This window comes from Bradyrhizobium sp. SRS-191 (genome assembly GCF_024586915.1).
Lineage (GTDB): Bacteria > Pseudomonadota > Alphaproteobacteria > Rhizobiales > Xanthobacteraceae > Bradyrhizobium.
In genome coordinates, this window is sequence record NZ_JANBVS010000009.1 from 87,302 (window position 1) to 99,924 (window position 12,623).

The window sequence follows — 12,623 nt, forward strand, 5'->3', positions numbered from 1 at the left end:
GTGTGTCTTTCCGGCGTCAGACACCGACGAATCGACGTCGCTAACGATCCGTTAAGAATCTGAAACAAACGGCCAATAGTGACGGCAGCGGGGCAAAACGTCGCAGGTGCGCGGCTGGCCCCGCCGGACACCCAAGGCGTCTCCGGCATCGATCTTTTCTGTCTGGGGACCGTACGGAATGTCGTCGTCTGCTTGTCTGAAGTTCTGGAAATATGCCGCGCTGGGCTCGGCGCTGCTGCCCTTCGCCGCCAAGGCCGGCGACATCCCGACCACGCCTCCGGTGAACTTCACCAATTCGAGCACGGCGACGGTCGGCTCGACCATGGTCAACGTGGTCGATTCCTACATCAACCTGATGCTGAACGATCCGACGCTGACCAACGGCACGGGCGTCATGGAGCAGAACCTCGCAACCGTGGTGCGCATGACGCAGGCGCGCACGGCGGCGCAGACCCTGGAGGCGATCCACGACGATCGCACCAGCCAGCAATACAGCGTGCTGAACGGGCTCGGCGTGCTCACCGGCTATTTCATGACCGGCGCCGGCGCCTCGGCGAACGGCACCACGCCGACCAGCTTGACGCCCACGAGCTACGCGCCGTACACGCTGCAGAACTTCCAGTCCAATATCAACTATCTGAACAGCGCGAGCTGGGGCGCGACGACCTTCGGCAACGGCAGCGCGACGCCGCTCGCCGCCGCGGTCAACTTCGTCAACAACACTGTCCGCGCCAACTCCTCGACCGAGCCGAGCAAGCGCACCTTCGAGCGCTACATGGGCTCGACCGCGCCGGTGACCAACCCGGGCGCGTTCGGCGCCTCGGTGAACCAGACCACGGTGAGCCCGCTGGCCGCCGCCTTCGGCAACTACAACGCCACGACCAAGACCGGACTGACGACGGCCGACACCGCCAACATCGTCGTCCCCACCTACTACGGCAACCTGACGATCCCCGCGGTGTACGGCAACGCCACCAACTGGGTGCGCGGCTTCACCGTGACCCAGGCGATGATCGACGCGCAGAACACCGCGAATGGCACCAGCCTGGGCTATCTCACCGTGCCGAATGTCGGCAGCATCGCGAACGGCGTGCTGCAGCCGACGCAGTTCGCGGTCGGCGACTACGTGCCCGGCATCGGCGCGGCGTCGCGGCCCTACCGGCTGTCGACCGACGTCAACGTGCCGACGCCGCTGTTGCAGATCATCAACAGCACCAACCCCTATGCCGATGGCGGCTTCATCAGCGGCCACACCAATTCGGGCTATACGCAGGCGCTCGGGCTCGCCTTCCTGGTGCCGCAGGAATATCAAAGCCTGCTGGCGCGCGCCGCGGATCTCGGCAACAACCGCATCCTCGCCGGCATGCATTCGCCGCTCGACGTCATCGGCGGCCGCGTGTTCGCGACCGCGATCGCGGCGACCAACATCTACAACGCGCTGTATGATTCCAACGGCGACCGGGTCGACTGGACCAACCCCGCCAACACCAGCGCCTACGCCGTCTACCAGGCCTACACCCAGACGCAGTCGTATCTCTCGTCATCCTGCGGCACGGTCAGCGTGCAGGCCTGCATCCAGCAGGCGCAGGGCGGCGCGGCGACGATCGCCGCAGCCTCGAAGGACGTCAATCTCTCCAGCACCGCTCCGTCGAGCTACACCTACCGCATGACTTACGGCCTGCAGCTCGCCGGCGTCAGCACGACCTTGCCGGAGAACGTGCCGGTGCAGGCGCAGGTGCTGTTGCTGACGCGCTTTCCCTATCTCAGCGACGCGCAGCGCACCGAGATCCTGAGGACCACGGCGCTGCCGTCCGGCTATGCGCTGCTCGACGGCAACACCTGGGACGGCTGGGGGCGTATCAATCTCTACCAGGCCGCCTATGGCTATGGCGCGTTCAACAGCGCCGTCGCGGTGACGATGGATGCCGCGCAGGGCGGCTACAACGCCTTCGACATCTGGAGCAACGACATCTCCGGCACGGGCTCGCTGACGAAGAGCGGCAGCGGCACTCTCGTGCTCGCCGGCAACAACAGCTACAGCGGCGGCACCAATGTGACCGGCGGCACGCTAGTCGTCGCGGCCGGCGCCACGGTGACGAGCCCGGTCAACGTCAATGCCGGCGCTACCCTGAGCGGCCTCGGCACCGTCGGCAACATCAACATCGCCGGCACGCTGGCGCCGGGCTATCAGGCCGTGGCCGGCCTGACGGGCCAGGCCGGCCAGCTCACCGTGCTCGGCAGCCTCGCCTTCACCAGCGGCGCCACCTACGCGCTGCAGTTCACGCCCGGCAGCTTCAGCACGACCAGCGTGTCCGGCACGGCGACGCTGAATGGCCAGGTGACCGCGACGTTCGCCGGCGGGCTCTACGCCGCGGGCAGCAAGGTCGCGATCGTCTCGGCCGGCGGCGGTGTGAACGGCCAGTTCTCAGGGTTCAACTACACGACCACCGGCACCACCAACGTCACGCCGACCTTGAGCTATGACGGCCAGAACGCGTATCTCATGTTCAAGCAGGCGGCGCTGCCGTCGCTGCCGACATCAGGCGTCAGCGGCAACGGCCAGCAGATCTATAACGCCCTCAACACCGCGGTGAACAAGGGCGGCACGCTGCCCACCTCGCTGCAATCGATCTACTTCCAGACCCCGGCCGGCGTCGGCGCCACGCTGAACCAGCTCGCCAGCCAGAGCGCGCCGGCCGGCACCTCGAGCGTCGGGCAGAGCATGACCGGCTTCATGACCACCGTGCTCGACTTCGGCGGCAGCGGCCGCTCCGGTGCCGGATCGAACCCCGGCGGCTCGCCGATGCTGGCCTATGCCGACGCGAGCGGCCCGGCCGCCAAGGCCGGCAGGATCTTCGCCAAGGCAATGCCGACGGAGCCGAGCTGGGCGATGTGGGGCTCGGCGTTCGGCGGCGGCGGCCATATCGGCGGCGATGCCACGGCCGGCAGCCAGGATGTCTCGACGCGGATCTACGGCCTCGCGACCGGCGCCGATTATCGGCTGGCGCCCGACATGACCTTGGGCTTCGCGCTGTCGGGCGGCCAGACCAGCTTCAGCGTCGCGCAGGGCAGCGGCTATGGCAGCTCGGATTTCATCCAGGCCGCGGCCTATGCGACCAAGCGCTTCGGCCAGGCCTATGTGTCCGGCAGCCTCGCCGCCGGCGCCCATTGGATGTCGACGACGCGCAGCCTCAATATCGGCGGCGCCGAGACGCTGCGGGCGAGCTACACGGCGCCGACGCTCGCAGGCCGCGCCGAGACCGGCTATCGCTTCGACCTCGGCTGGAGCAGCCTGACGCCCTACGCGGCGCTACAGCTGCAGCAAGTGTGGACGCCGTCCTACACCGAGACCAGCTCGCTCGGCGCCGGCGGCTCCGCGCTCACCTTCGCCGCGCGCGACACCACGCTGCCGCGCACCGAGCTCGGCCTCTGGGCCGACCGCCGCATCTCCGAGACGTTCCTGCTGCGCGGCCGCGCCGCCTGGGCCCACGACTACAATCGCGACGCCTCGGTCGCGGCGACCTTCCAGACCCTGCCGGGAGCGAGCTTCGTCACGACAGGCGCCCGCATCGCCGCCGACTCGGCGCTGCTGTCGGGGGTGGCAGAGGTGGCGCTGACCTCGCGCCTCACGCTGTCCGGCCAGATCGATGGCCAGTTCGCACCACAGGCCTCGTCTTGGGCCGGGACGGGGCGGATCCGCTATCAGTGGTGAGCTGACCACATCTGTTACGCCGAACGAGCCGCGTCCGAAAGGACGCGGCTTTTTCGTCAGTGCCAGCAACGCACGTCGTCAGCTCCCCGCAACATCCATCCGCGCCGGCGCCCCGCGAGTACGGTCGATGTCCGGTGTGCGACGGGCCGCTACCCCAGCCGCCCAGCTGCGACAGTCGCCTTGCCTCATCGAGCCACCGCCAAGCCCGATGGTTGCTGCACGCATCTTCTCATCCGATGGTTGACGCGATATGATCTGCTGCGGGCAGGGAGGCACCGTTATGATGAGGAAGCTCACGAGGGCGACGTCGTTCCAATTGTTTGCTGTTGCGTTGGCATGGGTCGCGCCGAGCGGACACGCGTCGGCCGAAGCCGATCTCTGCACCCCTGTGGCACAGCTCATGAGTGACTTTGCTGCACAGGAGCTGTTCTACCGGGATCCAGAGACCGGAACGTGGGCACCCGTGCCGGACAGCGGCCTTTCGCTCTCCGGGAGGGAAGTCCAGCTGATCTACGTCGCGCGGGAATTTTTTCAGGAAGACCCTAGGTCGGGCGCGATCGTCGTCAAGACCGGCCGGAAGATCGATACCAGCGAGAAGGATCCCGAGCCCGTCCGCAAGCAGATCAAGCTTGATCGCGCCAAACAGGCCGAATTCGACTCCTGCCGCCGGGCCAGGGAGCCGTCCTCGTTTCAGGGACCGGTCTCGGCGCTGGAGTATGACCGGTACCACGACTATGGCTATGACGCGGCTGACAATGAGGATGGCCGCAGCCTCACTCAATTCCACACCAAATATGTCAGCCGCAGCGGCCGATGCGACGCGACGACAGACAGCACCACGTTCGACGCTCCGCTGCGCTGGGACTGGCGCAGCAACCGGTCGCAGTTCTCGTTCGACCCGAGCGTGGTGAGTGGCGGGTTTCACAGCCAGATCATGGCCGGTCTCAACGTCGTCGGTGCCGCCGCGGTCGGATCTGTCGGCCTTGCTGATCAGCGGGTGGAGATCATTAAATATCGTACGAATGCGCAGAAGATGGCCTGCATCGCCCTTCGGGTGAAGCCGACCGGCAAGAACTTCTTCATTCGTGTCAATGATTTGGAAGGAGCCCCGAAGGGTGGCCGGCTGATCCGGGCAGACGAGCTGTCCCGCCAGCTCACGCGTTAATCCGTCTTTAGCCGTAGTTGTTTAGTATTCCTTCGGCTCGATGGACGGCAAACGAGGTCAAGGCTTGCGGCCATGACGGATGGACTGACCATGACGGCGGAAGGCCGGCCTGATCTGAAGGAGGACGGAGGTCGGAGAAATCTTCCCTCATTGGGGCCCGCGATCCTTCAGACCGGCCTGGTAGTTGCCGCCTGCGCGCTGTTCGTGATCGCGAAGTCGATCGCCACCGGCGGCCGCGTGCATATCGATGATGTCGAATACTGGATCGTCGGCGTGGTGCCGGTTGCCTTGCTCTACGGGCTGTCGCTGCTGGTCGCACGCGCCGCCCCTAAAACTGGGCGAGATGCCATTGCCAAGCGGCTGATTGCGACGTGGATCGTCACACTCATCCTGTTCTGCATCAGCAAGGATCTCCACGTCTACGAGGGCCTGCGCGACACTGTCGAGACCGTCGCTAAGATTGGCCGTAGTGCCGCTGAGGCGGGCGTTGCGCTGCTGTTCGCGGCCCTCGCCTCGATGATCACGATGACGAAGCTCATCGCGGGGGCCGGTGACAGGCTCCGCCTCGCGCTCGGCGCGCTCGCCGCAATCATTCTGATGGTGGTGATGGCGAGCCTGCTGCTGTCTTTGCACTAGGCTTCGTGGCATCAGGCTTCGTGGCATCAGGCTTGGCGGCGTCAGGCTTGGCGGCGTCAGGGTTTGAATAGCTGCCCCACAGCTCATCCCGGCTCGGAAATCGATTGGATCCGGAGCCTGTGAGCCCCAATTCCTTGATCATGATGGACGCGCTGCGAAAGCCGAGATCTCGATACGCTTCGAACTGGCTCGGGTCGAAGAACTGATCCAGGGTTGTCTCGTGCGGGAAATCGGGACTACCAGCGCGATAGCCTGCGGTCGTAAAGTCGAGATCCCGGATCAATGTCGCCTTCAGATAGATCACGATGCTGTCTGGCGAATCGTCCTCATAGCGGACGCGTCCGACGACATAGGGAGATTTGGCAAAGTGTGCGCCGGCGGGATAGCCGACCTCCTTGTCGACCGGCAGCAGGCGATCGACCCCGGCGGCGGGTTCAAAGGTCAAGGTTGCCTTGAAATCTTCCTTGATCCTGACCGCAGCCGACACCAATGCGGGCAGCGCAATGGTCGCATCAGCCTCGCCGTCGATCAGGACGATGATCCCCAGCTTGCGCCGCACGAGCTCGTACAGGCCGAGATTCTCGAAATTCCCACCGTCTGAGATCTCGATGAAGGCGCCGGTCCGCGCACGACCGTATCCGAGGAGACCAGCCGTCAGGGTCGGGCTCCAATAGGCGGGCTGGCTGCGCCGTTTGCCCTTGCGCCAGGGATTGCCGACCCAGATGCCGAGCCGCATGTTCAGGATCGTCATGATGGCGGAGACCAGACGATTGCGGGTGAAGCCGGTGCCGATGTAGCCGGCATTGGAATTGACCGCCGCCCCCGACGCCGCCATCGCCGTCGCCAGCGTCAGCGGACCGTACCGGTCCTCATCCGTGTAGGACGCAGTGTCTTCCCAGCTGGTCGAGCGCGAGCCGATATAGAAGGGAGACAGAATGAAATTGACCCCGCCCCGATTGACGATCTTGGGGTCCTGGTCCCTGACGATCCGGGCGAAGGCGTTGATGAGGGGATACGGAACCGGAGAGCCGTTGCGGGCAGCCGGCGAATACGACGATCGGAGGCTGACGAGATTCAGTCTGTCGGCCACTGGTGAATAGCTCGCCCGGCCGATTTGCACAGCGAGCGTCGATGGCAGAAATGCTTCCATGAGACGGTCGCGATAGAAGCGATGCAGGCCGATCTGATTCACGTTGGCGCGAATGCTCAGGACGACACCGACGATGATGAAAACCGTCGACGCATAGGCGATCAGAGCCTTGTAGGATGCAAGGTTGCCCGGGAGAAGCGGCGAGTTCTTCTGCGAGAAGACGTCGAAGACGAAGACGGATCCGATATAGCCGAACGTCAGCGTGCCATACAGGAAGATGGCGGCCCCGAGCGGAACGAACACGCGCGCCGCGATCGTCTCATCGATCTTCTTGACGAAGGAATAGTAGCCATAGAGCGCGGATGCCGCGCCGCTCAGGACCGTGAAGAAAGCGGTGAATATGATCGAAGGACTGTCCGAAGCGGTGATCTTCTGAGCGAGAAAAAATGGCAGCACGGGTAATGAGCCGGCGACCAGCACGGCGAGGCCGATCGCGAAGATGAGACCGAACCATTCCTCGAGCGTTCGCCGCCACCAATAGCTCGCCGTGACGGAGGAGCCGCGAAAGAAATATTCGAAGACGAATCGAGCAATCAGCACGATGCCGAACAGGCTCGACGCGACGATGACCGCGAGCGTGGTGAAGCTGATCAGACGCCAATAGAGCAAGATCGGTACGATGATCATCGCGCCGCCCGCCAAGGCGGGTAGCAGGGCAGCCGTGCTGACCTTGCGGCCTTGGCCGACTTCACTGGGAACGCGCGTCAGGAGAGCGAACAGCAACGACATGAATACGAAGAACAGGACCCCAACCGCATAGATCACCAATGCCAGCGTATAAAGCGGAGGCAGCGCAAACGGGCATTGCGCCCTGGTGGAATTGCAGGTCCACGTGAACCATGACTCCGGAAATCCGGGCAACGGCCGGTCGAGCGCCGGGAAGACTTGCTCGATGACCGATGTGAGCAGGAGGTTGATGAACTGAACGATGAGGAACAGAAGGAAGATCAATGGCAGCCAGACGATCAGGCTGATGAGCAACGTCCTGAGAACGACGTAGATGCCCGACAAGGCGGTGATGCCTTCACCCGAGATCAGGTAGTTGCCGTGGTTGCGCAGGAAAGCGAGATTGCGTTTCTGATCATGACTGTCCGACTGATTCAGATTGGACAGATGATCGCAACCATAGGGAAAATTGTCACGGTCCACGCCATAGACTCTTGGCCCGTTGTCGACCGTCGTGCCGTTCACGGCTCGAGCCTGCGCGGAATCGCTGGGCGGCACTCCCCCTGCTGCCTGCGCTGCGTCGCGGGCTTCCTGCGCGACAGCCGCAGCTTCTTTCGCCCGAGCCTCGCTCCACCACCATTGCAGGGAGGAGCCGATATAGCCGCCACCCGAGACGGTCGAGATGTAGTCGAACTTGGCAAGCAGCCCGTGAGCGACCAGCGCCTGAAGCGCACCGAGACTGAAGGTTGCGGAGCGGATGCCGCCCCCCGAAAGACCGATGCCCTTCCAGTCGTCGCTCTCGCCCTGCCCCAAGCGACGCGCGTGGGCTTTCGCAAGCTTCCGCTTCTCCCATCGTAGGACGGCTTGCTCATGCCGCTCTTCTGGCGTCCCCTTCCTGGAGCGGCCATGGGACTTTGCGGAGGCACCAGGAAAATCGCTCATGGGAAATTTCGATCTGACACACGCCGGATATGACGCGACCCAATGACGGCGACCCAATGATAAAAGTTGAAGCTATCACGCGAGATCGTGCGCTTCAATCAAAACGAGGATGATGCGCGGGGCGCTACCAACGATCTCGGTAAGCGCCTTTCACAGGCATGCCGATCGTGCTTCCGCAGCGCAAGACCAACGACGAAAGCTGCCATTCGACAGGAGCGATGGCGCCCGACCTGCTCTCTTACGGAAGGAGGCTAACGATCGACAGCATCTGGACAGCGGCAGTTGGCGATCCCGGCATGACTCGAACATGCGACCTACGGTTTAGGAAACCGCCGCTCTATCCAGCTGAGCTACGGGACCGGAGCCTGCACCGACGTGCATCTGCTTCGCCGCCTCCATAGCAGACCCGGCCGGTGATCGGAAGCCTCTAACCTCCGCCCGGCACGAGACCGCCCACACAGCTTCGTCACATCAATGGCTTGCCTCGCAGCCCGGCATATCGAACAGCGCCTTCAGCCCGCAGGGCGAGGTCAGCATCTTGTTGCCGTTATGGCCGACGCCGACGACATCCCACAGCTGGTGGCGCGGAGTGCCACCGGGGCGCGCGGCCATCGCCGCCGCATAGGCGTGTCCGCGGGCATGGCGCGATGCTCCCTGCGCCTTCGCCATGCAGGTCTTGTCCAGGGCCGGATGGTCCGGATCGGTATCGCGCGTGCCGAGCAGATAGATCACGCGCCGGCTGACATAGGTTGTTTCGAGCTGGGCCGGCGTGGCATCCGCCAGATAGGCCGGGCGCTTCGCCATGCCGTATTTCCAATCGTCATATCCCGGGCAAGCCGCAGCAATCGCGGGCTCCGGCCGGCTGGCGGAGAAATAGGCGTAAGAGGAGGGATTGGCGACGACATAGCGCACTGAAACCCGCCGCTCGGCCAGCGCGGCCTCGCCGCGGCCCGCGATGGCGTAGCGCTGCACCATCTGCCCGCCGCCGGAATGACCTGCGATCACGACTTCGGCCAAGGCCGGGAACAGCGCCCGGTTGGCGAGGTGCGCCAGGATCGCATCCAGCGCCTCGAACGAGCTCACGGGCCGCGGCCCGAGCGCGGCATCGCCAGCCTGCCAGCCGGTCAATTGCCAGCGCAGGATATCGTCGGGCAGATGATGCGGTTCGATATCGGCCTGGGCGAGAAATTGCGGCACGATCAGCAGCGTCGCCGCGCCCAGCGGGCCGGCGGCGGCCTGGGCCTTCTTGGCTGTCTCGAAATAGACGTTGGCGTTACGCAGGCGGCCATGCAGCACGAGCACAGCCCGCGTGATGTCGGGCATCTCTACGGTCCATGGCCGGGACGCGTAAAGCGGCAGAACGCCGCGGTCGCCGACCGCCAGGCGTTGCTCGGCGACGACCGCAACCGGCCGGTTTGCTGCCGTCTCGTCCTGCGCAACGACAATGCTGCCGAGCGCCGCGGCGGCGAACAGCAGAACGCCCAACAAGGCCGTCAGCGCCCATTTCGACGACATCATCCGGCCTCCTTGGACCTGATTCGAGGGAAGAGCCAGCCTTCCCGGAACGACAAGAGGCTCCGGAATGGCAGCCGGGATCGGCTGCGGCCGGTCCGGCAGCCGATCACAGCCCCGTTGGCGGGGGCGGTTTGACTATCCGGCAGGCAGCCGATGGTCTAAGAGAACGGCGCCGATGCGGAACCGGCCTCGGGATCGCCGTATTGGTCGTGCCTGAGCGCAGCTCGTGACTGGCAGCTCGTGACCGGGGACAGCCGTCCCAAGCCACGGAGCCACCGAGCCGGGCGCGCCCGCTCCATTCTCCAGCCGAGGGAAACAGACAAGTCGATGCTCATCCGGTCGGTCATTTCAGGCGCGCTCGCAGGTCTCCTCTCCATTGCCGCCGCACAGGCGCAGGACACCCGGCATCTGCTGGAGTCCAAGGAGTCGCTCTACAACAACATCTATGTTTATGAGCAGGCGCCTTACCGCAGCATGACGTTCGGGCATAACCGGCGCATCTATACCGAGAGCGTCTACAATACCCGCGACGAGCTCGATCTGCCGGTCGACTATACCCGCTTCATGACCACGAGCGTGATGTACGCCAAGACCGTCAGCTCGATCCTGGAGATCGGCTTCGGCGGCGGCCGCACCGCCTGGTATCTGCATCGCTTCCTGCCCAAGGTGCAGGTGACGTCGGTCGAGCTCGACCCGACGGTGCTGGAGTTCGCCAAGAAATATTTCGGGATCAAGGAGGAGCCGAACTTCCACGTCGCCAACCGCGACGGACGGCTGTTCGTGCAGGAATCCAAGGACCGCTACGACATCGTCCTGATCGATGCCTATCGTGGTCCGTTCGTGCCGTTCCACCTCCTGACCAAGGAATTCTACCAGCTGGTCAAGGATCATCTCGCCGAAGGCGGCGTGGTGGCGCAGAACGTCGAGCCCTCCACCATGCTGTTCGACGCCGCGGTGAAGACCATTCACAGCGTGTTCCCGCAGGTCGATTTCTACGAGGCCGGCGGCAACATCGTCATGGTCGCTTATCCCGGCGACGAGCGGAAGGCCGAGGATCTCGCCGCAATCGCGCAGGAGCGCGACAAGGAGTTCGGCTTCCGCTACAAGCTCGCCGACATGCTGGCGCAGCGCAAGCGCATCGACATCGACAACGGTCAGGTGATCGACGCCAAGGCCAAGATTCTCACCGATGACTTCGCGCCGGTGGAAGCGCTGAAGAGCATCGAGCGCCACAACAAGAAGCTGCCATGAGCGAGCAGGTTTCCCGCGCGGGTGTGCTGGCGATCTACATCTGCTCGTTTCTCGTCGGCTGCGTGCTGATGGGCTTCGAGATGCTCGGCAGCCGCTATCTCAACCCGTATTTCGGCAGCGGCATCGGCGCCTGGGCGAGCCTGATCTCGACCGTGCTGTGCGCGCTCGCGATCGGCTATTTCGCCGGCAGCGCCATCGTCGACCGCAGGCCTTCGACGCGCACCATCGGCACCATGATCCTGATCGCCGCCGCCTATATGGCGCTGGTGCCCGCAACCGCCGACGTCGTCATGGCCGACATCCTCGACACCATCGGCGACGGGCCGATGGCAACGCTGATGGCCGCGACCGCGCTTTTGCTGGTCCCGCTGACGCTTCTCGGCACGTTCTCGCCGATCGCGGTAAGCCTGTTGACGCGCTCGGCCGGCGAGGCCGGCCGCGTCGCGGGCCTGGTGTATGGCGTCTCCACCATCGGCAACGTGGTCGGCACGCTGGTTACGACCTTCACGCTGATCCCCACCATCGGCTCGCGCGCGATCACCTATTATTTCGCGGTCGCGCTGGCCGGCTGCGCCGGCATCCTGTTCATTCCGTTCGGCAAGAAGACGTCCTGAGTTTCATCATCGAAGAGCTTTGCGAATGACCGAGTTCTGGCCCCGCCTCGCCGCGACTGCGGCAACGGCCGCGTTGCTGCTGACGTCGCTGCCCGCGCAGGCGGAGGACGCCCAGATCGAGCTGTGGGACGGCCAGCGCGCGCTTGGCCACATCGCCGATCTCCTGAAATTCACCCCGCGGTCGATGGGCGAGCCGGGTCACCAGAAAACCATCGACTACATCAAGGCGGCGATGGCCAAGAGCGCGGCCGAGGCCGTGCTGACGCAGAGCTTCGCCGCCAAGGGCGACGACGGCAAGGCGATCCCGCTCACCAACATCATCGCCCGCTTCCAGGTGCAGAACCCGCGCCGCATCATCGTCGCCACGCATTACGACAGCATCATCAAGGCCTATCGCGATCCGAAATCGCCGGACGCGCCGATGCCGGGTGCCAACAACTCCGCCTCGGCCGTGGCGCTGTTGCTGGAGACCGCGCGCGTGCTGTCGGTGTCACCAAAGCCGAACATCGGCATCGACTTCATCTTCTTCGACGGCGAGGAGGGACCGAAATCGCTCGGCGCCGGCGATCCGACCTGGCGCGCGCTGGGCTCGCCGCATTTCGCAGCCAACCTGAAGACCTATTATCCGGTCCAGAAGCCGGAAAAGGCGGTCGATTTCGACATGGTCTGCGACAAGGACCTCAAGCTGCAGCCGGAGCCGTCGTCGTTGCATTCGGCGCTGCCCGAGGTGAAGAAGTTCTGGGGCATCGGCAGCCAGATCGCGCCGCAGGCGTTCTCGCCGGAGCCGACCGCCTATCCGATCAGCGACGACCATACCGCGCTGATGCAGGCGGGCATTCCGAGCTTCCTGGTCATCGACTTCGACTACGAGCCCTATTTCAACACCACCCAGGACACGATCGAGCAGTGCTCGGCGCAGAGCCTGGAAACCGTCGGCCGCACGCTGCTGCGCTATCTCTACACGCCGTGAGC

8 protein-coding genes and 1 tRNA gene are annotated in these 12,623 nt (G+C 64.5%); 6 read left to right on the forward strand and 3 right to left on the reverse strand.

Annotated features, from left to right (window positions below):
- Positions 1-178 precede the first annotated feature (178 nt).
- The 3 genes from NLR35_RS17875 (at position 179) to NLR35_RS17885 (ending at position 5,513) form a co-directional block, all read left to right on the forward strand.
- Positions 179-3,712 (forward strand): autotransporter domain-containing protein, encoded by a 3,534-nt coding sequence (locus tag NLR35_RS17875; protein WP_257167840.1) that lies wholly within the window; start codon positions 179-181, stop codon positions 3,710-3,712.
- 280 nt (positions 3,713-3,992) lie between these two features.
- Positions 3,993-4,877, forward strand: a complete 885-nt coding sequence (locus tag NLR35_RS17880; protein WP_257167841.1) for a hypothetical protein — start codon at positions 3,993-3,995, stop codon at positions 4,875-4,877.
- A gap of 72 nt (positions 4,878-4,949) precedes the next feature.
- Positions 4,950-5,513: a hypothetical protein gene (locus NLR35_RS17885; protein WP_257167842.1), complete on the forward strand. Its 564-nt coding sequence runs from the start codon at positions 4,950-4,952 to the stop codon at positions 5,511-5,513.
- Here the strand turns inward: NLR35_RS17885 and NLR35_RS17890 are convergent.
- The 3 genes from NLR35_RS17890 to NLR35_RS17900 all read right to left on the reverse strand — a co-directional run bounded on the left by NLR35_RS17890 (position 5,467) and on the right by NLR35_RS17900 (position 9,789).
- The gene (locus NLR35_RS17890) at positions 5,467-8,142 is read right to left on the reverse strand and encodes a patatin-like phospholipase family protein (RefSeq protein WP_257167843.1); all 2,676 of its coding nucleotides are present in this window, start codon (positions 8,140-8,142) and stop codon (positions 5,467-5,469) included. The genes NLR35_RS17885 and NLR35_RS17890 overlap by 47 nt on opposite strands.
- A 412-nt stretch (positions 8,143-8,554) precedes the next feature.
- A tRNA-Arg gene (locus tag NLR35_RS17895) sits at positions 8,555-8,631 on the reverse strand.
- A 111-nt stretch (positions 8,632-8,742) separates the two neighbouring features.
- Entirely contained in the window at positions 8,743-9,789 is a 1,047-nt protein-coding gene (locus NLR35_RS17900; RefSeq protein ID WP_257167844.1) for an alpha/beta hydrolase, read from the reverse strand.
- Positions 9,790-10,113: 324 nt separating this feature from the next.
- Here NLR35_RS17900 and NLR35_RS17905 point away from each other — a divergent pair, with 324 nt between their 5' ends.
- From NLR35_RS17905 to NLR35_RS17915, 3 genes are read left to right on the forward strand one after another with little or no spacing between them, the layout of a single operon-like run.
- Positions 10,114-11,037, forward strand: a complete 924-nt coding sequence (locus tag NLR35_RS17905; protein WP_257167845.1) for a spermidine synthase — start codon at positions 10,114-10,116, stop codon at positions 11,035-11,037.
- Complete coding sequence (locus NLR35_RS17910) at positions 11,034-11,651, forward strand: fused MFS/spermidine synthase (RefSeq protein WP_257167846.1); 618 nt, start codon at positions 11,034-11,036, stop codon at positions 11,649-11,651. Before NLR35_RS17905 ends, NLR35_RS17910 begins: the two co-directional genes overlap by 4 nt.
- 25 nt (positions 11,652-11,676) lie before the next feature.
- Complete coding sequence (locus NLR35_RS17915) at positions 11,677-12,621, forward strand: M28 family peptidase (RefSeq protein ID WP_257167847.1); 945 nt, start codon at positions 11,677-11,679, stop codon at positions 12,619-12,621.
- Positions 12,622-12,623: the final 2 nt, after the last annotated feature.

Excerpts from the sequence above, each read along its gene's own strand:
- NLR35_RS17875 (WP_257167840.1), top strand. The coding sequence starts at position 179 with ATGTCGTCGTCTGCTTGTCTGAAGTTCTGGAAATATGCCGCGCTGGGC.
- NLR35_RS17880 (WP_257167841.1), top strand. The coding sequence starts at position 3,993 with ATGATGAGGAAGCTCACGAGGGCGACGTCGTTCCAATTGTTTGCTGTT.
- NLR35_RS17885 (WP_257167842.1), top strand. The coding sequence starts at position 4,950 with ATGACGGATGGACTGACCATGACGGCGGAAGGCCGGCCTGATCTGAAG.
- NLR35_RS17900 (WP_257167844.1), bottom strand. The coding sequence starts at position 9,789 with ATGATGTCGTCGAAATGGGCGCTGACGGCCTTGTTGGGCGTTCTGCTG.
- NLR35_RS17905 (WP_257167845.1), top strand. The coding sequence starts at position 10,114 with ATGCTCATCCGGTCGGTCATTTCAGGCGCGCTCGCAGGTCTCCTCTCC.
- NLR35_RS17910 (WP_257167846.1), top strand. The coding sequence starts at position 11,034 with ATGAGCGAGCAGGTTTCCCGCGCGGGTGTGCTGGCGATCTACATCTGC.
- NLR35_RS17915 (WP_257167847.1), top strand. The coding sequence starts at position 11,677 with ATGACCGAGTTCTGGCCCCGCCTCGCCGCGACTGCGGCAACGGCCGCG.